This is a genomic window from Curtobacterium citreum (genome assembly GCF_006715175.1).
Lineage (GTDB): Bacteria > Actinomycetota > Actinomycetes > Actinomycetales > Microbacteriaceae > Curtobacterium > Curtobacterium citreum.
In genome coordinates, this window is the sequence record NZ_VFMQ01000001.1 from 516,037 (window position 1) to 542,940 (window position 26,904).

At 73.4% G+C, this 26,904-nt stretch carries 26 protein-coding genes; 15 read left to right on the forward strand and 11 right to left on the reverse strand.

The features are described 5' to 3' along the window. Positions 1–158 precede the first annotated feature (158 nt). From FB462_RS02595 to FB462_RS02615, 5 genes are all read left to right on the forward strand, one after another. Positions 159–2,027, forward strand: a complete 1,869-nt coding sequence (locus FB462_RS02595) for a DUF7507 domain-containing protein (RefSeq protein ID WP_167509972.1) — start codon at positions 159–161, stop codon at positions 2,025–2,027. A gap of 132 nt (positions 2,028–2,159) precedes the next feature. Continuing rightward, positions 2,160–2,801, forward strand: a complete 642-nt coding sequence (locus FB462_RS02600; protein WP_229666871.1) for a DUF308 domain-containing protein — start codon at positions 2,160–2,162, stop codon at positions 2,799–2,801. Next, positions 2,798–3,064, forward strand: coding sequence for a hypothetical protein (locus FB462_RS02605; protein WP_058741858.1), 267 nt, complete (start codon positions 2,798–2,800; stop codon positions 3,062–3,064). Before FB462_RS02600 ends, FB462_RS02605 begins: the two co-directional genes overlap by 4 nt. A gap of 136 nt (positions 3,065–3,200) precedes the next feature. After that, positions 3,201–3,734 (forward strand): RNA polymerase sigma factor, encoded by a 534-nt coding sequence (locus tag FB462_RS02610; protein ID WP_229666872.1) that lies wholly within the window; start codon positions 3,201–3,203, stop codon positions 3,732–3,734. Further along, the gene (locus tag FB462_RS02615) at positions 3,724–4,509 is read left to right on the forward strand and encodes a superantigen-like protein SSL4 (protein ID WP_141859979.1); all 786 of its coding nucleotides are present in this window, start codon (positions 3,724–3,726) and stop codon (positions 4,507–4,509) included. The genes FB462_RS02610 and FB462_RS02615 overlap by 11 nt, the downstream gene beginning before the upstream one ends. Positions 4,510–4,567: 58 nt before the next feature. Here FB462_RS02615 and FB462_RS02620 read toward each other — a convergent pair whose 3' ends face one another. Further along, on the reverse strand, positions 4,568–5,482 hold the full coding sequence (locus tag FB462_RS02620) for a LysR family transcriptional regulator (protein WP_167509973.1): 915 nt from the start codon (positions 5,480–5,482) through the stop codon (positions 4,568–4,570). 49 nt (positions 5,483–5,531) lie between these two features. Here FB462_RS02620 and FB462_RS02625 point away from each other — a divergent pair, with 49 nt between their 5' ends. Together FB462_RS02625 and FB462_RS02630 are read left to right on the forward strand one after the other, a co-directional pair. Next, a complete protein-coding gene (locus FB462_RS02625; RefSeq protein WP_141859982.1) occupies positions 5,532–6,794 on the forward strand; it encodes an MFS transporter in 1,263 nt (420 codons plus the stop codon). Between the two features lie 52 nt (positions 6,795–6,846). After that, positions 6,847–7,452 (forward strand): hypothetical protein, encoded by a 606-nt coding sequence (locus tag FB462_RS02630; protein ID WP_114850400.1) that lies wholly within the window; start codon positions 6,847–6,849, stop codon positions 7,450–7,452. Between the two features lie 22 nt (positions 7,453–7,474). Here the strand turns inward: FB462_RS02630 and FB462_RS02635 are convergent, their stop codons facing one another. Continuing rightward, positions 7,475–8,389, reverse strand: a complete 915-nt coding sequence (locus tag FB462_RS02635) for a cation diffusion facilitator family transporter (RefSeq protein WP_114850399.1) — start codon at positions 8,387–8,389, stop codon at positions 7,475–7,477. 47 nt (positions 8,390–8,436) lie between these two features. Here FB462_RS02635 and FB462_RS02640 point away from each other — a divergent pair, with 47 nt between their 5' ends. Then, positions 8,437–9,114, forward strand: a complete 678-nt coding sequence (locus tag FB462_RS02640; protein ID WP_114850398.1) for a DUF4166 domain-containing protein — start codon at positions 8,437–8,439, stop codon at positions 9,112–9,114. Next, the gene (locus FB462_RS02645) at positions 9,114–10,091 is read left to right on the forward strand and encodes an epimerase (protein ID WP_141859984.1); all 978 of its coding nucleotides are present in this window, start codon (positions 9,114–9,116) and stop codon (positions 10,089–10,091) included. The genes FB462_RS02640 and FB462_RS02645 overlap by 1 nt, the downstream gene beginning before the upstream one ends. Here FB462_RS02645 and FB462_RS02650 read toward each other — a convergent pair. Beyond that, positions 10,060–11,034 carry an EamA family transporter gene (locus tag FB462_RS02650; protein WP_141859986.1) on the reverse strand — a complete coding sequence of 325 codons (975 nt, stop codon included), beginning with the start codon at positions 11,032–11,034 and terminating at the stop codon, positions 10,060–10,062. The two genes, FB462_RS02645 and FB462_RS02650, sit on opposite strands and share 32 nt — an antisense overlap. A 72-nt stretch (positions 11,035–11,106) precedes the next feature. On the opposite strand from FB462_RS02650, the gene FB462_RS02655 reads away from it, so the two are divergent. After that, complete coding sequence (locus FB462_RS02655) at positions 11,107–12,030, forward strand: LysR family transcriptional regulator (protein WP_114850395.1); 924 nt, start codon at positions 11,107–11,109, stop codon at positions 12,028–12,030. Positions 12,031–12,196: 166 nt separating this feature from the next. Here the strand turns inward: FB462_RS02655 and purB are convergent, their stop codons facing one another. The 3 genes from purB to FB462_RS02670 form a co-directional block, all read right to left on the reverse strand. Continuing rightward, positions 12,197–13,582 carry an adenylosuccinate lyase gene (purB, locus tag FB462_RS02660; RefSeq protein ID WP_141859988.1) on the reverse strand — a complete coding sequence of 462 codons (1,386 nt, stop codon included), beginning with the start codon at positions 13,580–13,582 and terminating at the stop codon, positions 12,197–12,199. Beyond that, the gene (locus FB462_RS02665; RefSeq protein WP_114850393.1) at positions 13,579–14,091 is read right to left on the reverse strand and encodes a low molecular weight protein-tyrosine-phosphatase; all 513 of its coding nucleotides are present in this window, start codon (positions 14,089–14,091) and stop codon (positions 13,579–13,581) included. Before FB462_RS02665 ends, purB begins: the two co-directional genes overlap by 4 nt. A gap of 83 nt (positions 14,092–14,174) precedes the next feature. Further along, positions 14,175–14,573: a phage holin family protein gene (locus tag FB462_RS02670; RefSeq protein ID WP_114850392.1), complete on the reverse strand. Its 399-nt coding sequence runs from the start codon at positions 14,571–14,573 to the stop codon at positions 14,175–14,177. A gap of 87 nt (positions 14,574–14,660) precedes the next feature. Between FB462_RS02670 and hisC the strand changes: the two genes are divergently transcribed. The 5 genes from hisC (at position 14,661) to FB462_RS02695 (ending at position 20,241) form a co-directional block, all read left to right on the forward strand. Next, positions 14,661–15,758, forward strand: coding sequence for a histidinol-phosphate transaminase (gene hisC / locus FB462_RS02675; RefSeq protein WP_141859990.1), 1,098 nt, complete (start codon positions 14,661–14,663; stop codon positions 15,756–15,758). A 5-nt stretch (positions 15,759–15,763) separates the two neighbouring features. Beyond that, the gene (locus tag FB462_RS02680) at positions 15,764–16,897 is read left to right on the forward strand and encodes a thiamine pyrophosphate-dependent enzyme (RefSeq protein WP_141859992.1); all 1,134 of its coding nucleotides are present in this window, start codon (positions 15,764–15,766) and stop codon (positions 16,895–16,897) included. Positions 16,898–16,986: 89 nt separating this feature from the next. Then, complete coding sequence (locus FB462_RS02685) at positions 16,987–17,946, forward strand: alpha-ketoacid dehydrogenase subunit beta (protein WP_114850442.1); 960 nt, start codon at positions 16,987–16,989, stop codon at positions 17,944–17,946. 32 nt (positions 17,947–17,978) lie between these two features. Next, a complete protein-coding gene (locus FB462_RS02690; protein WP_141859994.1) occupies positions 17,979–19,577 on the forward strand; it encodes a dihydrolipoamide acetyltransferase family protein in 1,599 nt (532 codons plus the stop codon). Between the two features lie 91 nt (positions 19,578–19,668). After that, on the forward strand, positions 19,669–20,241 hold the full coding sequence (locus tag FB462_RS02695) for a GNAT family N-acetyltransferase (RefSeq protein ID WP_141859996.1): 573 nt from the start codon (positions 19,669–19,671) through the stop codon (positions 20,239–20,241). A 48-nt stretch (positions 20,242–20,289) separates the two neighbouring features. On the opposite strand, the gene FB462_RS02700 is transcribed toward FB462_RS02695, so the two are convergent. The 5 genes from FB462_RS02700 to FB462_RS02720 all read right to left on the reverse strand — a co-directional run bounded on the left by FB462_RS02700 (position 20,290) and on the right by FB462_RS02720 (position 26,855). Further along, positions 20,290–20,925 (reverse strand): ABC transporter ATP-binding protein, encoded by a 636-nt coding sequence (locus FB462_RS02700; protein ID WP_141859998.1) that lies wholly within the window; start codon positions 20,923–20,925, stop codon positions 20,290–20,292. Next, entirely contained in the window at positions 20,922–22,934 is a 2,013-nt protein-coding gene (locus tag FB462_RS02705; protein ID WP_141860001.1) for a hypothetical protein, read from the reverse strand. Before FB462_RS02705 ends, FB462_RS02700 begins: the two co-directional genes overlap by 4 nt. Positions 22,935–23,004: 70 nt before the next feature. Beyond that, positions 23,005–23,397 (reverse strand): lactococcin 972 family bacteriocin, encoded by a 393-nt coding sequence (locus FB462_RS02710; RefSeq protein WP_141860003.1) that lies wholly within the window; start codon positions 23,395–23,397, stop codon positions 23,005–23,007. Between the two features lie 99 nt (positions 23,398–23,496). Then, positions 23,497–24,810, reverse strand: coding sequence for an alpha/beta hydrolase (locus tag FB462_RS02715; protein WP_141860004.1), 1,314 nt, complete (start codon positions 24,808–24,810; stop codon positions 23,497–23,499). Beyond that, entirely contained in the window at positions 24,807–26,855 is a 2,049-nt protein-coding gene (locus tag FB462_RS02720; RefSeq protein ID WP_167509974.1) for a bifunctional lysylphosphatidylglycerol flippase/synthetase MprF, read from the reverse strand. The genes FB462_RS02715 and FB462_RS02720 overlap by 4 nt, the downstream gene beginning before the upstream one ends. Positions 26,856–26,904 lie beyond the last annotated feature (49 nt).

Consider the following 26,904-nt stretch of genomic DNA (forward strand, 5'->3'; position numbering starts at 1 on the left):
TGCTCCCCGATCGCGACGATCGGGGCATGAACCGACACACATCCCCATCCGGCGGCCCACCCGCCGCATCCGCCGCGCCCGCTGACCGTCCTGCCCGACCCGCGACGGACTGCTCGAGGCGCTGGTGGCGCCGACGGCCCGGACTGGTCGCCGCCGGCGTGGCCACGGCGCTCGGCCTGCTCGGCGGACCCGCGGTGCTCGTCGCGCCGTCGTCCGCCGGCTCGCTGCCCTTCCCCTACGTCGCCGACTTCTCGGACGTCGCCGGTGGCACTCTGAGCGGGGACGCCGCGATCGTCGACGGACGGCTCCGGCTGACCGACGACGAGCTCAGCCAGGCGGGGGCGTGGTCCACGGACGACACGTTCTCGTCCGACCTCGGGCTCGACATCGAGTTCGACTACGCGATGTACCACGAGGGCACGCGTGCGGGGGCGGACGGACTGCTGCTGTTCCTCGCCGACGGCGCCGCACCGCAAGGCGTCGGCCAGTCCGGTGCCGGCCTCGGGTACGCTTGCCGCTTCCACGAGACCCAGGGCGGGGACCACCCCTGCGACCTGCCCGGACTGCCCGGGGCCTTCGCCGGCATCGCCATCGACCGGTACGGCAACTTCTCGCTGCCGCTCAACCTGTCCGGCCCCGGCGCCGCACCGGACTCGGTGGTGGTCCGCGGATCGGGCGACGGACTCGACGGCTACCGGTACGTCGCCGGCACCGACGTCCCGCGCGGCGTCCAGACCGACGGACCCGAACCCCGGACCGTACGGGTGACGCTGCTGCCGCAGGACGACGGCGGCCTCGCGCTCACGGTCCGGCTCGAGACCGAGGCCGGTGCGCTCCGGACCGTCCTCGACCAGGTGCCGCTCCACGGCGACGGCCAGGCGCCGCTGCCACCGACGCTGCGGCTCGGGTTCGCGGCGTCGACCGGCAGCTACGTCGACGTGCACGAGATCGACGAGCTCCGGGTGCAGGTGCCGGTCGACCTCGCCGTCGACCAGGACCTGGCACCGGAGGTCACCGCGGGCGAGCAGGTCCGCTGGGACGTCGTCGCGCGCGATGCCGGGCCGAGTGCATCGGACCCGAGCCGCCTGACGGTCGACGTGCCGGCAGGGCTGCGGGACGTCTCCTGGACGTGTCGTGGGGTCGACGGCGGCACGTGCGGCGCCGGCAGCGGGACGGGTGCGGTGTCCACCGACCTCGGGCTCCCACGGGGTGCCGGTGCGGTGGTCACCGTGACCGGTACGGTCCCGGACGACGCGACCGGCACCCTGACGAGCCGTGCGGTGCTCGAACCGGCGTCGGGGCTCGCCGACACCTTCGTCGACGACAACGTCTCGGTGGCCGAGACGCGTGTCCGGGACGACGACGGACCCGGACCGGGACCCGTCGCGCGGCTCGGCACCGAGAAGTCCGTCGAGCCCGCGACCGACGTCCACCCGGGCGACGAGCTCACCTACGCGCTCACCGCCCGGAACGACGGGACCGTCGACGCCGAGCGCGTGGGCGTCACGGACGAGCTGCCCGCCGCCGTGCGCTTCACCGGGTCCGACGACGACTGCACGGCGGACGGACAGCTCGTGACGTGCCGGTCGGCGGACACCCTCGCGCCGGGGGAGCGTCGTACCTTCACGATCCGGACGGTCCTCGACGAGACCTACCGCGGGGACGGTTCCGACGTGGTCAACGTCGCGACGGCGACCTCGCCGTCCGACCCGGACGGGGGCGACCCGTCACCCGGCGTCGCGGTCGGGGTGGTCGACCCCGGCGACGGAGACGGGGGTACTGACGGCGACGGCGGCGGGACGAGCGCCTCGCCCGGACCGGCCACGGACACAGCAGGACCTGGCGCCGGCGGACGCGGCCCCGGATCCGGACCAGGACGTGGCGGGTCCCTCGCCTACACCGGTTCGTCCGGCCTCGGTCTGCTCGCGCTCGTCGGTGCGGCGGTGACGGCGCTCGGCATTACGGGCTGGTGGGCGGTCCGACGCCGCAGGGCGCGCACGGACACGACGGACCCGGCCGGCGGCTGACGGGGCTGACCGGCTGGTGGCCGGAGTGCGGCGGCTCGGTGCTCCCTCAGCGCCGGCCGCCGCCGTCCGGTCGGCTCGCAGCGGGCACGGCGGTACGATTGGGCCACCACCCGCATGCCCGAAAGAGGTCTCGTGTCCGACTCCGTCGACGACGCCGACGAGCGCGCGCGGTACTGGCCGATCCCCGTCCTCCGGGCCGTCCCAGCCGCGGTCGTCGCCGTCGTCATCACCTTCTCCGCCAACCACGCCGCCGGCTACGGGCTCGTGCTGTTCGGCGCCGTCGCCCTCGTCGACGCCGTCGTCCTGGCGGTCGCGGGTACCCGCCGGCTGACGGACGACCCACGGTCGCGGCGGACGACACTGGTGCACGCGGGCATCGACGTCGTCGCGGCGGTCGCGGCCTTCGCGACGAGCAGCCTCGGTCTGCCGGCGTTCATCGCGGTCGTCGTGGCCTGGGCGATCCTGTCCGGGGCACTCGAGCTCACCCAGGGACTGCGAGCACGCAGTCGGTCCCCGTTCGCCCGCGACTGGACGACCATCGGCGGCCTGACCCTGCTGCTGGCCGTCGCCTTCCTGCTCACCCCGCCGGACTACTCGCAGCGGCTCGGCGGCATCGAGAAGGTGTCGGGCACCCTCGACGCCTCGATCGTCCTCGTCGGCCTGCTCGGCGCCTACCTCGCCATCGCGGCGGTCTTCCACGTGATCGCCGGACTCTCGCACAAGTGGGGAACGGCGGCGCCGACCGCAGCCCCGGACGGAGCACCCCACGCATGAACGCCCCCAGCCGTCGCGACCGTCTCCGTCCGGCGGAGCTCCTCGTGATCTCCGCGATCGTCGCCGTGTTCATCGGCCTCGTCGTGCTGTTCTCGACGCGGGAGTTCGTGCTCGCCCTGGTCTTCCTCGGCATCGCCTTCATCGTCGTCGTGGTGGTCCTCGCGATGCTGCAGCTCGCGTCGTCGAGCGACCAGGACGACAACGACATGCTCGGTGGGCACAAGGCCCCCGGTGAACGCGTCGAGGGCGACGACTTCCACTGACGTCCGCCCAGCCCGCCCGGCCCGGGGCCCGCGGCTGACGCAGGCACGACACGCCCGAGGTCACGAATCGTGAACGGTCCTGTCAGGACCGCGGGTCCTGCCGACATCTCCAGGGTGAGGGAGGTGGGGTGTGGACGTGACCACGGAGACGGACGCGGTGCTCGTCCGGGCGATGGCCACGGGCGACCGTGGCGCGCTCGCCCGCGCGTTCGACCGCTACGCCGCGACCCTCACCCGGTACACCTGGGCGCTCGCGGATGACCGGCAGGACGTCGAGGAGGTCGTGCAGGACGCCTTCCTGACGCTCTGGCAGCGCTCGCCGACGCTCGAACTCCCGGCGGACACGGTGCTGCCGTGGCTGCTCGTGGTGTGCCGCAACCTGGCGTTCAACGCGGGACGGAAGCGCACCAAGCACCGCGCCGACGAGCTGCCCGAGACCCTGGCGACCCCGTCCGACCACGGGGAGGCCGCCGAGACGCTCCGCTGGGTGCGCGCCGAGATCGCGGCGTTGCCCGAACTCGACCGGCGCATCTGCGAGCTGTGCCTGCTCGAGGGGCACTCGTACGCCGAGGCCGCGGAACTCCTCGGTCTGTCCGTCGGCGCGGTCACCCAACGCGTCTCCCGCAACCGTCGTCGACTCAAGAAGGTGGTGATGCACGATGAACACTGAACCCCCTGAGGGAGACGACCTGCAGCGCATGCTCGTCTCGATGAAGCAGCACGTCCTCGAACGCGCCACCCCGCGGCCGGCCCGGCGACGCGGACGGTCCGGCATCGTCGTCGGCGTCGTGGCGCTGCTCGCGCTCGGCACGGCGACCGGTGCGGTCGCGTTGACGCTCACGCAACAGGACCGTCCGGCGGCAGCGCCCGCGCAGACGCAGCAGCCCGAGCCGGCGCCGTCGGCGACGACCCCGAGCTCGGCGCCGATCACCGGCCGGCCGACACCCCGGCCGACGTCGACCCCGGACACGGTGGCGTCCGTCCCGACCGACTGCCGGGCGATCGTGCCGGCGTCGGACTACGACCGCCTGTTCGGCGACGCGCCTTTGATGCAGGTGTTCCCCGACCCGGGGAGTCCCGCCGCGAACCAGATCCAGGCGGAGAAGGATTCGACGAGGCGGGATCCGCTCGCCGGGCCGACCACCCTGTACTGCCTCTGGCGTGACTCCCAGGCGGACATCACAGGGCTGGCCGTGACGCTCGGCACGGGAACGCCCGAGCAGATGGCCGAGCTGGAGCGGACGACGTTCCAGGGCTGGTCGCCGACCTGCGACGAGCGCGACGGCATCCGGACGTGTCGCGCCGTGCGGAGCGACCCCCAGTACGGCACGGACTGGGCGCGCACGACGTACGTCCGCGGGGACACCTGGTTGGTCATCGACCAGTCGAACTTCCCGACGAACGGGCTCCTGCCCGCGATCGTCGGGGAGGTCTGGGGGGACTGACGGCCTGGAGGCACGTGGCGGGCCCCGCCCCGTGCCTCCAGTCCGTCGGTGGGTCCCGTCAGGCCGCCCGCCGGGCCGCGACGACGTCGCGGGCCAGCGCCCGCGTCGCGCGGTTGGGTTCCGGGTCGGTCCGCATCGCCAGCCCGATCCGCAGCGGCGCGACGTCGTCCTCGAGCTCCAGCACCGCGCCGTCGTGCTGCACGCCGGAGTCCGGCACGACCCCGACACCGAGCCCGGCGGTCGCGAACCGCACCACGGCGGGCATGTCGTTCATCTCCGCGACGATGCGGCGCCGGATCCCGAGCCGGTCGAGAGCCGCGTCCAGGATGATCCGGTTGCCGAACCCGTGCGCCGTGTCGATGAACGGCTCGCCGGCGAGCTCGGCGAGCCCGACCGACGTCCGTCCCGCGAGCGGGTGGTCGGACGCCACGAACACGCGGAACGGCATCTCCCGCAGCGGCTCGACCGTGATGCCCGGCGGCACCGCGGGCAACCCCGTGTAGGCGAGGTCGAGTCGTCCGGCCACCAGGTCGTGGACGAGCCCGGTCGTCCCGGTCGGAGACGTCATGAGCTCAACCACGACGAGGGGGTGGCGCTGCCGGAACCGACGGAGGACCCCGGTGAGGTCGACGATGTCCATGCTCGTGAAGATCCCGAGCCGGACCCGTCCGCGCAGGTCGGCGTCGTCCACGGTGGCGAGGTCGCGCATACGGTCGAGGGCGTCCAGGGCGGCCCGGGCGTGGGGGAGCAGGTCCTCGCCCGCGGCGGTGAGGACGGTCCGCCGGCCCGTCCGGTCGAACAGCCGGACACCGAGCGAGCGCTCCAGCGAGGCGATGCCCGCCGAGACGGTCGACTGCGCGGCCCACAGGCGCTCGGCGGCGCGGGTCACACTGCCCTCGGCGGCGACGGCGACGAACTGTTCGAGCAGACGGGTCTCCACCCGACGAGTATCGACCAGGTCGATGGTGGCCATCAAGGAGAACCGTTGGACTCGATGCCACCTGCGGGACGACCATCGAGGCATGTCCTCGACCACCGCTCCCGCTCCCGCCGCCGCTGCCGACCGGGTCCCCGCCCCTCGGGGGCACCGCGCGCACACCCGGCGCCGGCACGGCTTCGGCTTCTGGGCCGTCGCGTTCGCGTTCCTGGCGGTCATGGCCTTCGCCACCGTCCCGGCCCCGCTCTACGTGATCTACCAGGCGCGGGACGGCTTCCCGACCTTCACCACCACCGTGGTCTTCGCGGCCTACGGGGTCGGTGTCGTGGCGTCGCTCTTCCTCGCCGGGCACCTCAGCGACGTGCACGGACGCCGCCCCCTCGTGCTGGTGTCCGTGGCGCTCGAACTCGTCGCCGCGGTGCTGTTCCTGCTGTGGGACGACGTGACCGGGCTGGTCGTGGCCCGCCTCGTGACCGGCCTCGGGGTGGGGCTCCTCACCGCGACGGCCACCGCACACCTCGGCGAGCTCCGCGTCCGGGCCACCGGGTCGGACGCGTCCGCGAAGGGCGCGAGCGTGGCGGCGGGGGCGGTGAACCTCGGCGGGCTGTCGCTCGGTGCGCTCGTCGGCGGGGCGCTCGCCGAGTTCGTCGGTCAGCCGCTCGTCGTGCCGTACGTCGTGTTCGTGGTGGCGCTGGTCGTCGCGTTCGTCGTGGTGCTCGCGGCGCCCGAGACCGTCGACCGTCCGGAGCAGCCGGTGCCGTACCGACCGCAGCGGATGCAGGCGCCCGCTGGGCAGGCCGGGGCGTTCTGGGCCGCCGGGACCGCGGCGTTCGCGGCGCTCGCGGTGCAGGGGCTCTTCACCTCGGTGGCGCCGACGTTCCTCGCGACGACGTTCCACGTGACCGACCGGCTCGCGGCCGGGGCGACCACGTTCGGGGTGTTCGCGGCGAGCGCGGTGTCGCAGATCGTCTTCGCCCGGCTCGCGCAGCGTCGGCAGGTCCAGCTCGGGCTGGTGCTCCTGGTCGTCGGGCTCGCGGTCCTCGCGGTCGCCGCCGTCGTGCTGCAGGTCGGCGGGTTCATCGGTGGCGGGGTCGTCGCCGGAGCGGGCGTGGGGCTGCTGTTCCGCGCGTCGATCGCCCGTGCCGGGTCCCTCGTCGGCCCCGAGCAGCGCGGCGGTGTGCTGGCGGCGACGTTCCTGATCGCCTACGCGGGGCTCACGGTCCCGGTGGTGGCGGTCGGCGCGGCGCTCCTCGTGGTCCCGACGCTACCGGTGCTGCTCGGTTACGTGGTCTTCGTGGTCGTGCTCGCCCTGGTGGCGGGTGTCCGGCTGGCGGCCAACGCCGAGTAGGACGCAGCCGCACGGGCCCCGCCGGCGCCGGGCGGCCCGGCATACTGGGGGCATGGCCCGGAAGCGCACACGACCAGCCCTCGCCGGCCTCGCCGCGGTCATCGCCGGCGGCCTGGTCGCCGCCGGGGTCGTGCTGACGACCGAGCGGAGCGGGGACGACCCGGCCCCCGGCAGCGGACCCACCGCGACGACCGCCACCGGCGCGGCGGAGGCCCCCGACGAGGTCACCGTCACGATCCCGCGCGAGGGCCCCGACCTGCCCGGCGCCGACGTGCTCGACCAGTGCCGGTCGAGCAGCCGCCAGGTCGTCGCACGCTACGAGACGGCCGCGCTCGGCGAGGTCGTCCTGCAGTGCGGGACGTCGGCCCAGGGCTACGAGCACATCCGCGTCCGGCACACCCGCGACTGGCAGGACGTCGTCGCCGGACACGGCAGCCGGGACTGGGACGACGCGATGCTCACCGCGGTGCAGACCGCACTCGGTTCCCCGCGGGACGGGTACCCGGTGGACGCCGGCGACGGCAAGGTCTGCTTCGCCGCACCGGTCCGCTTCGACGACGGCTCCCGGCCCGACGACGAGCCCTTCGTCACGGTCATCGTCTCGGCGACCACCGACCGGGTGATCACCGCCTACCCGACCCGCGACGACGGCTGCTGACGCCGACCGACACCGGCACGTCCTACGCGTGCACCTCGTGCTCGTGCCGCCGGTGCGACACCGGCTCGAGCTGGAACGTCGAGTGCTCGACCGGCACGTCGAAGTGCTCCGCGACGCACTGCTGCAACGCGTCGAGGATTCGCGGTGCGTGCGCCGTCGAGAAGCAGTGGTCGTCCACGACGACGTGCGCCGTCAGGTTCGGCACCCCGGTCGCGACGAGCGTCGCGTGCAGGTCGTGCACCGCGATGACGTGGTCGAGCTCCAGGATGTGCGCGCGCACGTCGTCCAGGTCGAGCCCTGGAGGCGTCGACTCGAGCAGGACGTTCGCGGTCTCCCGCAGCAGCCGGACCGCGCGCGGCAGGATGAGCAGCCCGATCAGGATCGCGGCGACGGAGTCCGCCCGTTGCCACCCCGTCAGCCCGAGGACGACGGCCGCGGCGATCACCGCGACCGAGCCGAGCGTGTCGTTCAGGACCTCGAGTCGTGCGGCGCGGGACGTGAACCCCTCGCCGGAGGCCCGGAGCAGCACCGCGTACGCCACCAGGTTCCCGACGAGTCCGACGACGCCGAACACCAGGAGCGGTCCGGCGTGCACCTCGGCCGGGACGAACAGCCGCTGGACCGCGGAGATCACCACGTAGACGCCGACCGCGAGCAGGATCGCCGCCTGCGCCGTCGCCCCGAGCACCTCGGCCCGCTGGTACCCCCAGGTCCGCTGGGCGGTGGGGGAGCGCCGGGCGAGCCGCGTCGCGACGAGTCCGATGCCGAGACCGCCCGTGTCGACGACCATGTGCCCGGCGTCGACGAGCAGTGCGAGCGACCCGGTCAGCACCGCCCCGACGACCTCGGCCAGCAGGATGCCCGCCGAGATGCAGAACGCGACCAGGAGTGCCCGCTCGGAGGCGTGTCCGTGCGTGTGCCCGTGGTCGTGACCCATGCCCTCGATCGTAGGCAGTCGCACCGACGACGTGCCAGGCTCGGCACGTGACCGTGTCGCCGTGGCAGCTGACGATCCCGCCCGACGTGCTGGCCCGGCTGCACCCGCGGCTCCGCACGTACTTCGGTCCGGTCCCGGCCGGTGACGTCGGTCGCGGCGAGGGCGTCTTCGCCGTGGTCGGCACACCGCGACGCTGGCTGTGGCCGGTCCTCGCGTGCCTCGCCCACGAGGGGGTGCTGTTCCCGGTCTGGGAGCGGGACGTCCCGTTCACGGTCGAGAACCGCCCGGCTCGCGTCGGTCGCGGGGCTGCGGACGGCCGGCAGGCTCAGATCGCCGTGGTCGCGCGCCGCACCTTCCGGTTCCGCTCCGGGTCCCGCACGATGGTGGACGCGATCGCCGCCGGACCGGACGGGCTGGTCGACCACCTCGGGCGCCGCGGGCGTCTCAGTGCGCTGCTGCGCGCCGAGGTCGACGCGACCGGGCCGGGGGCGGGTGCGCTCCGGCTGGTCTCCACCCGGGTGTCGTTGCGGGCGTTCGGGCGCGACCTGGTCGTCCCGGCCCGCGTCGCGCCGCGTGTGACGCTCGTGGAACGATTCGATGACGATGCCGACGTGCAGCGCGTGTCCCTGGTGCTCCACGCGCCGGTGCTCGGCACGCTGTACCGGTACGAGGGGACGTTCCGCTACGCGGTCGAGCCCGACACCGGTCGACGAGGGGATGGCTGATGGCACCGGAGCAGCCGAGAGTGGTCATCGCGGGGGCGAGCGGCTTCGTGGGGCGGTACCTGCAGGACGCCTTCCGCGACGAGGGCTACGAGGTCGTCACGGTCGGACGCTCCGGCGACGCCGTGTGGGGCAACACCATGCGCATCCGCGAGCTCGTGGACGGCGCCGCGCTCGTCGTGAACATGGCGGGCAAGAGCGTCGACTGCCGCTACGGCCGCCGCAACCGCGCGGAGATCCTGCGGTCGCGGGTCGACACGACGCTCGAGCTGGCCGAGGCGATCCGGACCGCCGAGCACCCGCCGCCGCTCTGGCTGAACGCATCCACCGCCACGATCTACCGGCACGCCGACGACCGTCCGCAGGACGAGGACACGGGTGAGCTCGGCGAGGGCTTCTCGGTCTCGGTGGCCCGGGCGTGGGAGCGCGCGTTCTTCGACGCCGACCTGCCCGCCACCCGTCGGGTCGCGCTGCGCATGGCGATCGTGTTCGGCGACGGCAGCGCCCTGGTCCCGCTCCTCCGACTCGCGCAGGCGGGCCTCGGCGGACCGCAGTACGACGGCCCGTGGTTCCCGACACGCTCCCGACTGCGCGCCGGGACGTACCACCACGACCGGCACACCCACGGGCGGCAGCGCTTCAGCTGGGTACACGTCGCCGACGTCGTCGGGATCGTCCGGTTCGTGCGGGACCACCCGGAGATCGAGGGTCCGGTGAACGTGTCGAGCCCCGAGCCGTCGGACAACCGCACCGTGATGGCGACCATCCGCGATGCCGTCGGGCGCCGCATCGGCATCCCGACCTGGCGCTGGATGCTCGAGCTCGGGTCGTTCGCGATCCGCACCGAGACCGAACTCGTCCTGAAGAGCCGGTGGGTGGTGCCGACCCGGCTGCTCGCGGCGGGCTACGAGTTCCGCCACCCCGACCTGCGCGGGGCGCTCGCCGGGATCATCGCCGAGCGCCGTCAGCACCGGGGCTGACCGGCAGCGGCTCGGGTCCGGCGACCGCCGCGGGTTCCGAGTGCGGCGGCACCGCCACGGTCTCCGTCGTCGGCACGACCCGGGGCGTCCGGGACGACCAGAGCACCGCCGCGACCACCACCGCGCCGGCGACCACCTCGACCACGTCGGGGACCTCACCGAAGGCCACCCACGACGCGAGCACGCCGACCACGGGGACGAGCATCGAGAACGGCGCGACCGTGCTCGACGGGTAGGTACCGAGCAGGCGCGACCAGATGCCGTACCCGACCAGCGACGCGACGAGCACGATGTAGAGCAGCCCGATGTCCGCGGGGAGCGCCGCCGCGGTGAAGGCCGTGCCGAGGGCTGTGCCGACGCGCTCGGGTCCCTCGACGACGAGTGCGAGGACGGCCATCGGCACCGGCGGCACGATCGACCACCACAGCGTCAGGTGCAGCGGGTTGACCGGACCGGCGCGGCGGGTGGCCACGTTGCCGATCGCCCAACCGAGCGCGCCGCACAGCGCGAGCACGACCGGCACGAGCGCCGCGGCCTGGGCACGGTGGACCGCGATCGCCGCGAGTGCTGCGACCGCGATCGTCACGCCGACCACCTGTCGTCCGGTCAGCCGCTCGCGCAGGAACACCCCGGCGAGCACGACCGTGAACGGCGCCGACGCCTGCAGCACGAGCGAGGCCAGCCCGGACGGCAGCCCGGCCGCCATGCCGAGGTACAGGAACGCGAACTGGAGCACCCCGAGGCCGGTACCGACGAGCAGCAGCCGTCCGAACGGCATCCTCGGCCGCGGGACGAACAGCACCGTCGGCACGGCCAGCAGCGTGAACCGGACGGCGGCGAGCAGGAACGGCGGGAAGTGCTCGAGGGCGAGCGCCGTCGCGGGGAAGTTCAGTCCCCAGACGACGGCGACCAGGACGGCGAGGAGTCGGTCACGAGAGCGCACCTCCCGATCGTCGCGCGTGCCGACAGTGCAGCACCAGCGCAGAGTTCCGTATCGACGTTGTAGCCTCGCTTCATGGTCGGCTTCGACGTGCAGCTCCTCGCCGTGCTCCGGGAGCTCGCCGGGCGGGGGAGCGTGACGGCGGTCGCCACGGCCACGCACCGGACCCCGAGCGCGGTCTCGCAACAGCTCCGCACCCTCGAGCGCCAGGTCGGCGTGCCGCTGGTCGAGCGCGCCGGCCGGGGCGTCCGGTTGACGGAGCACGGCCGGGTGCTCGCGCGCCTGGCGGACGGCGTCGCAACGGCCGTCGCGGAGCTGGACGCCGCGTGGCAGGAACACCTCGGCGGCACGGTCGGCCGCGTCGACCTCGCGGTGTTCCCCTCGGCCGCGGAACTCCTGCTGCCCGGGCTGCTCACGCGCATGCGGGACCACCCCGCGATCGACCTGGTCCTGGTGGACGTCGACGTCGACGAGGACGCCTTCGGGCCGCTCACCGCCGACCACGACGTCGTCATCGGGCACCGGCCGGACGGTGCGCCGCCCGCCGGGCGCGAACGACTCGAGACGGTCCCGCTGCTGCGCGAGCCGCTCGACGTGGCGCTGCCGCTCGGGCACCGGCTCGCCGACCGCGACCGGGTACGGATCGACGAGGTCGTCGGCGAACCCTGGATCGGCGTCCCCGAGGGCTACCCGATCGACCGCGTCCTGACGGCCATGGCCGCCGCGACCGACACCCCGCCCGACGTCGGCTTCCGCACGATCCACCTGCCGGTCATCGAGAACCTCGTCGCGGCCGGGCACGGCGTCGCCCTGGTCCCGCGGTACACGTCGGGCACCCGAGCAGCCGGTCGCTTCCACCTGGCGGAGCTCGGCGCGGTCCGCGCCGGACGCCGCATCGAGGCGCTCGTGCGGCCGGACCGCGCGGTCCGGCCCGCGGTCCGGACCGTCCTGGAGGCGCTGGTCGCGGAGGCACGCGACGTCACCACCCGGGGCGGGTGAGGCGCGCACCGGACCGGCACCGTGCCTCCAGTCCGGTCGTGGCGTCCCGCCACTCGCGCGACGCAACGAAGGCGGCTCCTCGCAGCGGAGTACCGCTGCGAGGAGCCGCCGAGGTTGCGTCTTGCGGACCGGACCGGACCGGACCGGGCCTGCCCGAGCCCGGGTCTCAGACCTCCAGGTCGTCGACCAGCTCGTCCGCCAGGCCCGTGTACGTCGCCGGCGTCAGGGCCGTCAGCCGCGCCTTGGCGCCGGACGATATGTCGAGGCCGTTCACGAAGGCCACGAGCTCGTCCTGGCCGATCCGCTTGCCCCGGGTGAGTTCCTTGAGCATCGCGTAGGGGTCCTCGATGTTCGACTGCCCCGCGGTGACCTCGGCCCGGATGACCGTCTGGACCGCCTCGCCCAGCACCTCCCAGTTGTGGTCGAGGTCCTCGGCCAGCCGCACCTGGTTCACGGCGATCTCGCCCAGGCCGCGGCGCAGGTTGTCGAGCGCGAGCAGCGAGTGCCCGAACGCGACGCCGATGTTCCGCTGCGTGGTGGAGTCGGTGAGGTCGCGCTGCAGGCGGCTCGTGACGAGCGTCTCGGACAGCGTGGAGAACAGCGCCGACGAGATCTCGAGGTTCGCCTCGGCGTTCTCGAACCGGATCGGGTTGATCTTGTGCGGCATGGTCGACGAGCCCGTGGCGCCCGCGACCGGGATCTGCGTGAAGTACCCCATCGAGATGTAGGTCCACACGTCCGTCGCCAGGTTGTGCAGGATGCGGTTCGCGTGCCGGACCCGGTCGTACAGCTCGGCCTGCCAGTCGTGCGACTCGATCTGCGTCGTGAGCGGGTTCCACGTCAGGCCGAGGCCCTCGACGAACTCCTTCGACAGGGCGGGCCAGTCGGCCTCGGGGTCCGCGGCCAGGTGCGCCGAGAACGTGCCGGTCGCGCCGGAGAACTTGCCGAGGTACTCGCCGCCCTCGATCTGGGCGAGGACGCGCTCGAGCCGGTAGACGACGACCGCGAGCTCCTTGCCGAGCGTGGTCGGGGTGGCCGGCTGCCCGTGGGTGTGGGACAGCATCGGCACGGCCTTGAGCTCTTCTGCCATCGTGCGCAGCGTCGCGATCACGGAGCGGTAGGCCGGCAGCCACACCTGCTCGACGGTGTCCCGGACGGTGAGCGCGTAGGACAGGTTGTTGACGTCCTCGCTCGTGCACGCGAAGTGCGTCAGTTCGGCGATGGCGTCGAGCCCGAGGTCGGACAGGCGACGGCGCACGAAGTACTCGACCGCCTTGACGTCGTGACGGGTCGTCGCCTCGATCTCGGCGAGCTCGGCGATCTCCTGCTGCCCGAAGGTCTCGACGACCCGACGGAGCGCGGCCTTGTCGTCGACGCTCAGCGGCGAGGTCGTGAACATGGCGTGGTCGGTCAGGAACACGAGCCACTCCACCTCGACCACGACGCGCGCACGGTTCAGGCCGGCCTCGGAGAGGTGCTCGCCCACCGTGTGCACGACCGGGTAGTACCGCCCGTCGAGCGGGCTGATCGGCTGCGGGGGAAGGGGGGTCATGGGGCTCCCTGACGGACTGCCGGTTCGAGTTGTCGGAAGAGCGCCCGGCAGGCCCGCTCGACGGTCGAGAGCACTCGGTCGAACTCGTGCCGGTCCGCGTAGTACGGATCCGGTACGTCGGTCTGCTGGGGCCAGGCGTCGTCGTACCGCAACAGGAGCGTCACCTTGGCGGCGTCGTCCATGGTCGGTGCCCATGAGCGCAGGACGCGTTCGTGGGATCGGTCGAGTGCGACCACCAGGTCGAGGTCCGGGAACCGGTCCGGGTCGAACTGGCGGGCGCGATGCCTGCTGCCATCGTATCCGCGCGCTGCGAGCGCCGCGATCGTGCGCTCGTCCGCGGGCTCTCCGACGTGCCAGTCCCCGGTCCCGGCCGACTCCACGTGGAACCGGTCGGACATCCCCGCGTCCGCCGCGATCTGCGCGAAGACGATGCCTGCCATCGGCGATCGGCAGATGTTCCCGCTGCAGACGAACGACACGCGGAAGGGTGCTGGGCCGTCCTCGGTCATGTGCTCATCATGACGGGTCGCGGCGCGTGTGCGCGACGGTCACCGGCCTGGAGGCACGGTGCCGGTCGGTCGCCCGGCCCGCGTCACCGACGGCGCCGGTCGAGCGCGGGGCGCACGAACAGGCCGATCAGCCACGAGAACACGGCGAGGACGAAGGCACCCACGATGCCCCAGCCGAACGACTCGACCTGCAGCCCGAAGCCCATCGCGTCGGAGATCCCGGCGACGATGAGCAGCAGGACGGCGTTCACGACGAGCGAGATGAGCCCGAGCGTCAGGACGTAGAGCGGGAACGCGACGACCCGGATGATCGTGCCGACGACGGCGTTCACCAGGCCGAACACGAACGCCACGAGCAGGAACGTCAGCACGACGGCGGTGGTGTCGCCGGTGCCGAACGGGACGACCGTGACACCGCTCACGATCAGGGTCGTGAGCCAGAGCGCGACGGCGTTGACGACGAGGCGGACGAGGAATCGCATGCCGCCATGATGCCCGGCGGCACCGCCGGTTCCGCTGAGTCGGTGGTCACGCCGTCTGCGTGACCGACACGCGGTTACGCTGTCTGCGTGACTGACACGCGCGTGCACATCCGGCCCGAGATCGCGGTCCTCCCCGCGTACCAGCAGGGTCGGCAGGCCGCCGCGGACGCCTTCAAGCTCTCGAGCAACGAGAACCCCTTCCCGCCGCTGCCCGGCGTCGTCGAGGCGGTGCAGGCCCAGACCGCCTTCAACCGCTACCCGGACGCCACCGCCCTCGCCGTCCGCGCGGTGCTCGCGAACCGGTTCGGCCTGACCCCGGACCAGGTGCACGTCGCCCCGGGGAGCGTCGCGATCCTGCACGAGCTCGCCCGCGCCGTGAGCGCCCCCGGCGACGAGGTCGTCTACGCGTGGCGCTCGTTCGAGGCGTACCCGGGCGTCGTCACAATCGCCGGCGCCACGGGCGTGCAGGTCCCGAACCGGCCGGACGGCGGGCACGACCTCGACGCGATGGCCGCCGCCGTGACCGAGCGCACGCGCATGGTGATCGTCTGCTCCCCGAACAACCCCACCGGGCCGGTCGTGACCGCCGCGGAGTTCGACGCGTTCATGGCGCGGGTGCCGGCGACGGTGCTCGTCGTGCTCGACGAGGCCTACGCCGAGTTCGTGACCGAGCCGACCGCCGTCCGGGGCGCTCCGCTGCTCGAGCGGTACCCGAACCTCGTCGTGCTGCGGACGTTCTCGAAGGCGTACGGCCTCGCGGGTCTGCGTGTCGGCTACGCCCTCGGCCCGGCGTACGTGCTCGATGCCGTCCGCGCGTGCGCCATCCCGCTGTCCGTGACGGCGCAGGGGCAGGCGGCCGCGCTCGCGAGCCTGGAGCGCGAGGACGAACTGCTCGAGCGCGTCGCCGAGCTCGCGCAGTCCCGCGACCGGATCGTCGCCGCGCTCCGCGACCAGGGCTGGGACGTGCCGGACGCGCAGGGCAACTTCGTCTGGTTGCCGACCGGGGAACGCACCGCACATGCGGCCGATGCCTTCGACCGCGCGGGGATCATCGTCCGGGCCTTCGGGAACGAGGGGGTCCGCATCTCGATCGGCGAGCACGAGGCTGTGGAAACGCTCCTCGAAACAGCGGCCTCGCTTGTGGAGGACCTCCAGATGGCCCCCTCGGACCGCCCGCTACGCTGACCGGCATGTCATTCCGCGCCGCGGCACCCGAGTCGACCACCGTCCGGCTCCTCGACCCCGAGGGCCGGTTCGTGGAGACCGACGAGAACGCCGAGTACGCCGCCGCTGCCCGGGCGATCCCGCAGGAGACCCTGCTGGCGATGCACCGCCGGATGGTCCTCACCCGGCGGTTCGACCACGCCGGGCACAACCTCCAGCGCACCGGACAGCTCGGCCTGTGGGTGCCGAGCCACGGACAGGAGGCCGCGCAGGTCGGCTCGGTCTTCGCGCTCCGGGCGCAGGACCACGTCTTCCCGTCGTACCGCGAGCACGCCGTCACGATGCACCGCGGCGTCGAGCCGATGGAGATCATCGCGATGTACCGCGGGCAGACCCACGGCGGGTGGGACCCGGACGAGCGCGGCAACACGCACATCTCGACCCTCGTCATCGGGTCGCAGACGCTGCACGCGACGGGCTACGCGCTCGGCCAGCAGCTCGACGGCGTCGTCGGCACCGGTGACCCCGACGTCGACTCGTGCACCATCGTCTACTTCGGCGACGGCGCGACCAGCCAGGGCGACGTCAACGAGGCCTACGTCTTCGCGGCCTCGACGAAGGCCCCCGTGGTCTTCTTCCTGCAGAACAACCACTGGGCGATCTCCGTCCCGGTGACCACGCAGTCGCCGAGCCCGCTCGTCGACCGCCCCCGCGGCTTCGGCATCCCGAGCGTCCGGGTCGACGGCAACGACGTCCTCGCCTCGTACACGGCGTCCGTCGTCGCGACCGACCACGCCCGCAGCGGTCAGGGTCCCGCCTTCGTCGAGGCCGACACGTACCGCATCGGCGCGCACACGAGCTCCGACGACCCGAGCCGCTACCGCGAGGACGACGAGCTGGCCGAGTGGGTCCGCCGCGACCCGATCAGCCGGTCGGCCGCCTACCTCCGCAGCCTCGGCGTCACCGACGCGCAGCTCGCCGTGTTCGACGAGGAGGGCGAGGACATCGCCGCCGACGTCCGACGCCGCACGGTCGCCCTGGCCCCGCCGTCGATCGACGTCATGTTCCAGAACGTGTACCGCGAGCCGCATCCGACGGTCGCCGACCAGCAGGCCTGGCTCGAACGCTACGAGGCCGGTTACGAAGGGGGCTCCCACTGATGAGCACCACCGAGCAGCTCTTCGACTACACGCTCCGCGCCCACCCCGGTGCCGGCGAGGTCCCGAGCGACCCCACCCCGAACCTGCCGATGGCGAAGGCGCTCAACGCCGGGCTCGCCGCGGCGATGCAGGCGGACGACAAGGTCCTGCTGATGGGCGAGGACATCGGCCAGCTCGGCGGCGTCTTCCGCATCACCGAGGGCCTGCAGGAGCGGTTCGGCGCCGCGCGCGTCCGGGACACCCCGCTCGCGGAGTCCGGCATCATCGGCACCGCGATCGGGCTCGCCCTGCGCGGCTACCGCCCGGTCGTCGAGATCCAGTTCGACGGCTTCGTCTGGCCGGGATTCGACCAGATCACCTCGCAGCTCGCGAAGATGCAGAACCGACTGCCGGCGCACATGTCGCTGCCGGTCGTCATCCGCATCCCCTACGGCGGGCACATCGGCGCCGTCGAGCACCACCAGGAGTCCCCGGAGGCGTACTTCGCGCACACCCCTGGTCTCCGCGTGGTGAGCCCGAGCACGCCGAACGACGCGTACTGGATGATCCAGGAGGCCATCGCGTCGAAGGACCCGGTGATCTTCCTCGAGCCGAAGTCCCGCTACTGGCCGAAGGGCGAGGTCGACCTGATCGGCGGCCACGTCCCGATGCACACGACGCGCGTCGCCCGCACCGGCAGCGAGGTCACCCTCGTCGGCCACGGCGCGATGGTGGCGACGCTCATGCAGGCCGCCGAGCTCGCCGAGTCCGAGGGCACGAGCTGCGAGGTCATCGACCTCCGCTCGATCTCGCCGATCGACTGGGAGCCGCTCTTCGCCTCGGTGCGGAAGACCGGGCGCCTCGTCATCGCACAAGAGGCCTCCGGCTTCGTCAGCGTCGGCAGCGAGATCGCCGCGACCGTCGCCGAGCACTGCTTCTACACGATGCAGGCGCCGCCGCTGCGGGTGTCCGGCTTCGACGTGCCGTTCCCGGTCTCGAAGCTCGAACACCTGCACCTGCCCGACGCCGACCGGGTCCTCGAAGCCGTCGACCGCGCACTCGCGTACTGACCAGAACCGTCCTGACCGTCGAAGGAGCCGTAGTGGCCACCGCCGAATTCCCCCTGCCCGACGTGGGCGAAGGCCTGACCGAGGCCGAGATCGTGCAGTGGCGCGTGGCGATCGGGGACGAGATCGCCGTGGACCAGGTCCTCGTCGAGATCGAGACCGCGAAGTCCCTCGTCGAGCTCCCGTCGCCGTTCGCCGGCACCGTCACCGGACTGCTCGTGTCCGAGGGCGACACGGTCGAGGTCGGGAAGCCGATCATCCGGGTCGAGTCCGACGCGTCGGTCGCCTCCGGTGCACCCACCGGTGTCCAGCCGGGAGGCACGGCGCCGGTCGCCGACAGCGTCCCGACCTCGCCCGTGGTCGCGTCCACCCCGGCGCCCGCTCCCGCCGCGCAGGCCCCCGCCGCGCAGGCCCCCGCCGCACAGGCTCCCGCTGCACAGACCCCGCCCGCGGCTCCGGCCGCATCTGCTCCCGCCGCGGCCGCGCCGGCGGCGCGTCACGCCGCGGCGGCCCCCGAGGTCGCCGACCACGCCACGGTCGTCGGCTCCGACGAGTCCTCCGGGGCCGTCCTCGTCGGCTACGGCTCGGCGACCACGTCCCCGTCGCGTCGCAAGCCGGGTGCCCGCCGGGCCGCAGCCCTCGCGGCCGAGGCGAGCCGTGCCTCCAGTGCGGACGCGCAGGCGGCTGCCGAGGCCGCGTCGGACCCGGGTGAGGACTCGACGGCGCAGGCCGTCGCCGCCCAGGGCACGCGCCCGCGCAAGGCCCTCGCCGCCGTGAACGTCCTCGCGAAGCCGCCGATCCGCAAGCTCGCGAAGGACCTCGACGTCGAGCTGACCGAGGTCGTGCCCACCGGGCTCGCCGGCGAGGTCACGCGCGACGACGTCATCCGGCACGCCAAGCAGGCCGGCGTCTTCCGGAACATCGAGACGCCCGAGTGGGGCGACGTCCGCCGCGAGACGATCCCGGTGAAGGGCGTGCGCAAGGCGATCGCGACCGCGATGACCACGTCGAAGTTCACCGCGCCGCACGTCTCGCTGTTCGTCGACGTCGACGCCACCCGCACCATGGAGTTCGTCAAGCGCCTGAAGGCGTCGCCGACGTTCGCCGGCGTGAAGGTGTCGCCGCTCCTCGTCTTCGCGAAGGCCGTGATCTGGGCCGTCCGCCGCAACCGTTCGGTGAACTCGACCTGGACCGACCAGGAGATCATCGTCCACCACTTCGTGAACCTCGGCATCGCCGCGGCGACCCCGCGCGGGCTCATCGTGCCGAACATCAAGGACGCGCAGGACATGTCCCTGTTCGAGCTCGCCCAGGCGCTCGAGGAGCTGACCCTGACGGCCCGCGACGGCAAGACCACGCCGAAGCAGATGGCCGACGGCACCGTGACGATCACCAACATCGGGGTGTTCGGCATGGACACCGGGACGCCGATCCTCAACCCGGGCGAGGTCGCGATCGTGGCTATGGGCACGATCAAGCCAAAGCCGTGGGTCGTCGACGGCGAGGTCCGCGCGCGGATGGTGACCACGATCGGCGCCTCGTTCGACCACCGCGTGGTGGACGGCGACGTGGCCTCGCGCTTCGTCGCCGACATCGCGTCGATCATCGAGGAGCCGGCGCTCCTGCTCGACTGAGCGCCTGCGGGTTCCCGCACGCCCGGGCCGGATCACGCGGACGTCGCGTGGTGTTCACCGCGTTGTCGGTGGCGCGGGCGATGATCGGTGCATGGCCCACCAGCTCCTGACCCCGGCGCAGGAGATCCGGACGGATCGCCTGGTGCTGACGCCGCTCACCCCGGCGGACATCGACGACGTGCACGCGCTGTTCTCCGACGCGCGCACGTGGACGCACCTGCCGACGGCGCGGCACACGACCCGCTCGTCCACCATCGACATGGTGCAGCGGAAGATCGGTGGTCGCGCGCGGCACGGGCTCGGCTCGTGGGCCGTCCGGACGACCGACGGCACGTTCGTCGGCGTCGGTGGCGTCGACATGACCGCCGGCCACGTGTGGAACCTGGGCTACCGGCTCGCGCCCGAGTCCTGGGGCCACGGCTACGCGAAGGAGATCGCCCGAACCGCCGTCGACGCGGCGGCCCGGGTCGACGCCCACGTGCCGGTGACGGGCCGGGTCCTCACGAACAACCCGGCGTCCGCAGCGGTACTGCGGGCGGCTGGACTCGCGATGGTGTGGCAGGGCAGCTCGGCCGCGCCGCTGCCGGACGGGGTGGAGCGCCAGGTGTGGGCCGACCGGGCACTCACGGACGACCAGTTCGCCTGGCTCGTGCGCAACGCCTGACGCGTTCGTCGGGGTTCGGCACCTGTCGCCCGTCTCCTGCGCGTCGGGTCAGTCCGCGGTCGTCAGGGTCAGGCTCCTGTCTGCCCAGCCGCTGACCGCGTCGGAGTGGGTGGCGACCACGATCGCAGCGCCGGCCGCAGCCAGCGCCTCCAGGTGCGTGAGCACGACTTCGGCGTTCGTGTCGTCGAGCGCGCTCGTCGGCTCGTCGGCGAGCACGATGCGGGGCTGCTTCACGAGCAGTCGCGCGAGTGCGACGCGCTGTTGTTCCCCGCCGCTCAGCTCGTGAGCACGGTCCGGACCGCGGCGGTCCAGACCGACGCTCCGGAGTGCGGCGGTGACCGACGGCGCCGTACCGACCCGGTGCCGTGGACCGGGGAGCGCCAGCTCGATGTTCGCCGTCACGGACAGGTCGGGAACCAGCCCGAAGTCCTGGAACAGGTACCCGAGCAGGTCCCGCCGGATGTGGCGTGCGCGCCTGGCGTTCCCACCGGCGGTGCGACCGTCGAGGATGATGCGGCCGGCGTCGAGCGTGTCGAGGTGGCCGATGCAGTCGAGCAGGGTCGACTTGCCTGAACCGCTCGGGCCGCGGAGGGCGAGGACCTCCCCGGGTTCGACGCGGAAGGACAACCCGTGCCACAACAGCCGACCGCCGCGGCGCTTCGACGCGTCCTGGACCTCGATCATCGCGCTCCTGCTCCTCGCTCCCGGACGACGGTCCGGGCCGTCGAGCCGACGACGACCACTCCGACGGCGGCCAGGGTGACGACGACCGCGGCAGCGAGCAGCGCCGCGGGGTCCGCCGCGCGGGCGACGGGGTCCAGCACGGAGTGCAACCCGGTCCCGTCCGGACGTCGGCCGACCCAGGTTTCGACGACGGCGACGACTCCGCAGGCCACGAGGATGAACTCGACCGCGAACAGCCCCAGGTCCGCGCGGAGTCCGGACACCCCGGCCGTGGCGAGCACGAAGCGCCGTCGGCCGGAACGCCGTCGGTGTGCCGCGGTGGCGAGGACCGAGAGCGACACCGCGACGGCGAGCCCGCTCACCACCGCTGCCGTCCCGACGCCGACGGCGAGGCGCGCGCGTCGTGCCTCCTCGGCCGCGGCCTGCCCGACGTCGACGACGGCACTGAACTCGCGTCCGATCCCAGCGCGGGTGATGCTGCGCTCGGCGTCGGCCCGGGTGCGGAAGACGACGTCGCCGCTCGACAGCCACGACCCGAGCTGGTCCGGTGTGAAGACACGGGCAGGGTCGGGCACGACGACCAGCGCGGCGTCGTCCAGCCACGTCGGGGTCGTCGCGTCGCCCGGGAAGGTGTAGAGCGGACCGTCGGCCAGCCGGACGGCTGACAGGTGCACGCCCGGCTCTGCGGCGTTCCGCAGGTCCCAGTCTCGAAGCGCCCGGACGAGCCCCGTCCCGTCGAGGTCCGTCCCGTCCGGGAGCCACACCGCCGGTCGGGTGCTGCCGGGCGAGACACGCGAGCCGTCGGTCGCGCGGACGTCCCGGAGCCGGAGGTACCCGTCGTCCACGAACAGCACCGGGACGGTCGAGCGCGCGGCACCGACCGGCACTTCGACCGGCGCGGCGAGGATCGCGCCGCCGTCCACGAGTGCGGACGCCGCGAAGTCCCCGATGCGGTCCCAGTACTCCTGCGTGTCGACCGGGCGTGGGTCCGGCGTGACCCAGAGCTGCACGCTCGCACCGGCGGCACGGAGGTCGCGGTCCATCGAACCCGACCGCGCCACCGCGGTCGCGCCGACGAGGTCGAACACCGCGGCGACGAGCAGGAGCACCGCCGGGAACCGCGCAACTTGGGCGAGTGCGACGAGCGGGGCGGTCGGGCGCGCACCGCGGACCCCCTCCGCCATCGGCACGCGGAGCGCGGCCAGGACGCCGACGCCGTGCGCCGCGATGACGGGGAGGAGGAGCACGGCGGCGATCGCCGCGACCGCCAGCACGAACGGGCCCACGTCCGCGAGGCGGTTGTACCACCAGAGCGCGGCGGCTCCCGTCGGGACAGCGACCCCGATCAGGGGGAGCAGTGCTCGCACGACGGAGCATTCGCCGAGCAGGACCGCGCCGCTGCTCCGGCCGAACGCCTGCTGCACCGCGTACCGCCGCGGGGCTCCCACGGTCCCGACCAGGCACAGGACGACCGCGCCGGTGACCACGAGTCCCACGAGCCCGAGCGTCCCGTCGAGTCGGTCGCTCATGCCGAGCCGCCGTGCGAGCGGGATCGCCTCCGACGACGCCTCGTAGCCGACGCTGCGCAGCGCGTCGACCGTCGCACTCCGGGCGAGGTCGCTCCCGTCGAGCTCGTAGGTCCCGGTGGGGTCGAATTCGACCAGCGCCGCCATCGGCTCGACGCGGGTGGACATGCCACGGGAGAAGTCCGGGTAGCCGGTCCGCAGCCACGTCGCGCCACGCGTCCCGGGTGCCCCGGTCGTGAGCGCCGTCCGACGATCGACGGGCGAGGCGCGGTCGGCGACGAAGCGGACGATGGTGACGTGTTCGGTCCGGGCGACGCGCTCGAGCGCCGCGGCGACGCGCTCGTTGGATCCCGTCGCGGCGCCGGCGGTGGCCGTCACCGTCCCGGTGCTACCGACCGCGCCGGACTCCGCGACCTGGAGCAGCCCGACGAAGCCGAGCACGACCGCGAGGACGGCGGGCACGGCGTATGCGAGCTGCAGCATCCGGTGCGACACGTGCGTTCCCCTCGGTCCCCGAGCAGGGCGGGCGCCGCCGGGGCGCCCGCCCTGCGTGTCAGCAGTTGTGGTAGTACGCCTGGTTGCCGCTGCCGGCCTTCGGGGTCGCTGCGTAGGCGTACCTGCCGCCCGGTACGTTCGTCACGCGCTTGGTCTTCTTCCCCACCGCCGTCGCGCCGTGACAGCTCCGTTCGCGGAAGTAGTTCGACCAGACGTCGCCGCCGCTCACGCCGTACTGCCAGAACGCTCCGTCGCCGCCGCGGGCTGTCCCGCCGACGCCCGTCGTCCTCGAGACCGTGGTCGTGTCCGCGGTGGACAGGACGACACCGCCGGCGTCAGGACCGGACCCGAGTTGCTCGAGCGGCGCGGCCGTCGCCGTCGCGGCGGTGCCGGCCACCAGGCCGACGGTCAGCGCGAGGCCGACCAGCATGTGCTTGTGTGTGCGGTTCATCGTTCCCCCTTCGTGGTGTGCCCGGAACGGGCACGACCACGATGGCAGCAACCGGAACTGATGCCCAGCCTTCTGGAACGTTGTATATTGGTTGTTCGATCACTGGGTGAACAGCGCGTCGCAGAACGGTGTCACGTCCGTCCGGAACGCCCACTGCACGGTGTTCCAGTCGTGCCCGCTCCCCGGCGCGCTCGACACCGACACCCGGGCCCCGGCTGCCGTCGCAGCAGCGCCGAGCTTCCGCGCGTTCGCCGTGAACTCCCCGTCCACCGACCCCGCGACGAGCCACACGCTGTGCCCGGCGAGCCCGTTCTGCCGCAGCAGGGCGATCGGCGCCGCGGCCTGCCACCGCGCGATCGAGCCGCCGAAGGCTTCGTCGGCGCTGTGCCGCGGGCTCTGGTCGATCGGCTGCAGCTCGCTCGAGACGGCGAGGGCAGCGCCGAAGTCACCCGGGTGACCGGACAGGAACTGCATCGTGCAGGTCGCCCCCTGCGAGAACCCGGTCAGCCCCCAGGCCTTGCGGTCGGTCGTCGCGGGGGTGTTCGCGAGGATCCACGCTGGGACGTCCTGCGTGACGTAGGTGTCGACGTTCCCGAGTCGGGAGTCGACGCACATCGTGTTGAGCCCCGGCGAGGAGAGCTGGTCGACCGACACGACGATGGGCGCTCGACCGCCGTGGGCCCGGGCGTACTCGTCGAGGGGCGTGGCGAGCTGTCCGGCGGTGAACAGGTCGCTCGGGGCGCCCGGCTGCCCGGAGAACGCGATCACGACCGGGAGTGGCTGCGGGTCCGGGACGAGCGCCGCCGGCGGCAGGTACATCGCCGCCGGCCGGGGGTGGAAGCCGGAGCGCGTGCCCGGGATGTCCGCGGAGACGATCTGCCCGGACGCGGGCATCGCCGGGGTGGCGGAGGCCGTCGGGCCGCCAGGGGTCGGGTGCGCGGTCGACCGGGCCCCCGCGTGGTAGGTCGGGTAGGGGTCGCTCTGCACGACGGTGCCGAGGGTCGGGTACTTCGCGAACTCGACGTTGATCCCGAGCGCGGGCACGACGAGCGCCGCGGGGACGAGCACGATCGCGAGGGCCCGCCGCCACCCGCCGCCGTGCACGATCCCGGTGACGGCCAGGGCGAGGGCGGCACCGGCGAAGGCGCTCCACATCTGTGTGACCGGGCTCAGTGCGACGCCGAACAGGTCGACGACCGAGGTCGTGAACCAGCACGCGACGAGCACCAGTCCGGCGCCGGCGAGGGCGATCCCTGCTCGCCAGGCCACCCGTCGCCAGGCCGCGCGGTCACGCCACCGCCGGACCGCCGGCAGCAGCACCACGAGGGCGAGGACGACGAAGGCCGTGTCGATCGGGACGAGCTTGTTCGGCGCCTGCAGCGGCGTCGCGAGCAGCCACTCGGTCGGGCTCACCGGCTGCCCGCGCCGACGGGTGCCGGCGCGACGGGCTCGGCGGTGGCGGTGTGCGCCTGCCGGAGGGCCCACAGGTGCTTCGGGCGGAGTCCGGGCACGTACGCGCTCGTCAGGGCCCGGGCCACCCGGGGTGCCTGGAACGCACTCGGCACGACCAGCCAGAGCGGCTCGTGCCGGGCGCCGAACTTCTCCTTGAACCGCTGCAGGGACCGGAACCCGTACACCGGCTCGAGCACCCGGGCGAGCAGCGCGGACCCGCGGGCGACCCAGGAGCCGGCGTCGGTGTGCGGCGCGAGCGGCGTGCCGGACAGGCTGATGGTGGTCAGACCGGCCTCGCGGGCACGCAGGGCCGTGCGGGCGATGAGGAACTCCATGACGCCGGGCATCCCGTCCTCGCCGCGGCGCATCACGTCGAGCGTGTAGCCGGTCAGGGTGCCGTGTTCGTGCACGGGCAGCCAGCTGGTCACGGCGGTGACGCGGTCGTCGGCGGTGACGGCGAGCAGGAGCCGCACGTCGGGGTCGTCGAGCTCGCGGAAGCCGCCGAGCGTGAAGCCCATCTCCGGCAGACGCCGGTCGGCCGCCCAGCGGGTGCAGATCGCCTCGACCTGGGCGCGCATCGCCGGGTCGAGCGCGGCCAGGGTCGTCCACTCGTCGCGCAGGCCCTCGCGGTCGGCGCGGTTCGACGCCGTCCGGAGGTCCTGCCGCTTCTTGCCGCGCAGGTCGAACGTCGTCACGTCGAGCACCGACTCGACGCCGACCGGGAAGGACGCCCAGCCCTCGGTGGCGAGGATCGTGCGGACGGACTCGTGGACGCTCGTGAACGCGGGCGTCCAGCCGTTCCGCTCGCAGGCTCGGGCGAAGGCGGTGACGACCTCGGCGCGGTCGCGGGCGGCGCAGGCGGGGTCGGAGACCGTCAGGGCGACGTCGCCGTGCACGCGGTAGGCCACCGCGCCCAGCCCGTCGGGGTGGGTCCAGGTGGCGTTGCCGGTCCACGTCCCCATGTGGCCGAGGGTACCGGCGTCCCCGTCGCGGAGCATCTCCCGGTAGCCCGTGTCGCCGAGGGTCGCCGCGGCGAAGCGGGCCCGGACGAGCCGGCCGCGCAGGAGCACGACGGCCAGCAGCACGGCGGCGGGCACGGCCCAGGCGCCGAGCAGCGTCACCTGCCACTCGACCTCGTCGATGGTCAGGCCCCGCCACTGCACGAAGCCCTCGCTCATCGGCTCGATGAGGAACACGTCGGCGAGCACGGCGGTCAGCACGACGAGCAGCCCGGCGGCCAGGACGACACCGGTCCGACGGCCGCGGTGGACGAGCCAGGCGGCGGCGAGGAGCAGGATGCCGACCAGGACGGTCGCCCGGTCGCTCATCGCGTCCGCGAACGGCGAGAGCACGCCGTCCGGCTGCGGCACGACGAGGGTCACGAGCGTGCCGGCACCGAGCGACGCGAGCGTCGCGACGACGACCGAACGGGGCTGGACGGCGGGACGGGCGGCGGTCCGCGGGCGCTCCGGGGCCGGCCGGGAGGCACGGCGCGCCACGATCGCGCCGGCTGCGGTCCCGAACAGGGTCGCGAGGGCACGCGCGGTGTCGGACCCGTGCCCGGCGAACAGCACGAGGGTCAGGACGACCGTCCAGAGGACGGCCCGGATCCGGCGACGGCGGCCGACGGGCATCGTCGCGGAGGCGGCGCCGACGAGGGCCGTCGCGACCATCGAGGGGGCGAAGAGCGGCTGGCCCGCCGCGGTCTCGGCGTGCGCCTCGCCCATGGCGGCGCCGACCGTGACGGCGAGGAGGGTCGTCCCGGCGGCGGCCAGGGGAGCGAGCACGCCGATGGCCACCGTGCGGAGCGATCCGAGGGTGCGTTCTGCGAGCAGGGTGGCGAGCACGACGACCACGAGGGCGGCCCAGGCGACGGGCGGGTGGTGCGGGAAGTCCGGCTCGGCGTGCGCGATGCGTGCGGTGACGACGAGGACGACGGAGGCCACGGCGACGGCGGTCGAGACCGGGTGCCGGCGGATTGCTGCGACGAGGGTGTTGGGTGCCACGGTGTCATCACAGCCGAGGTGCCACCGTTCCGGCATCGGGCGGTGGCGT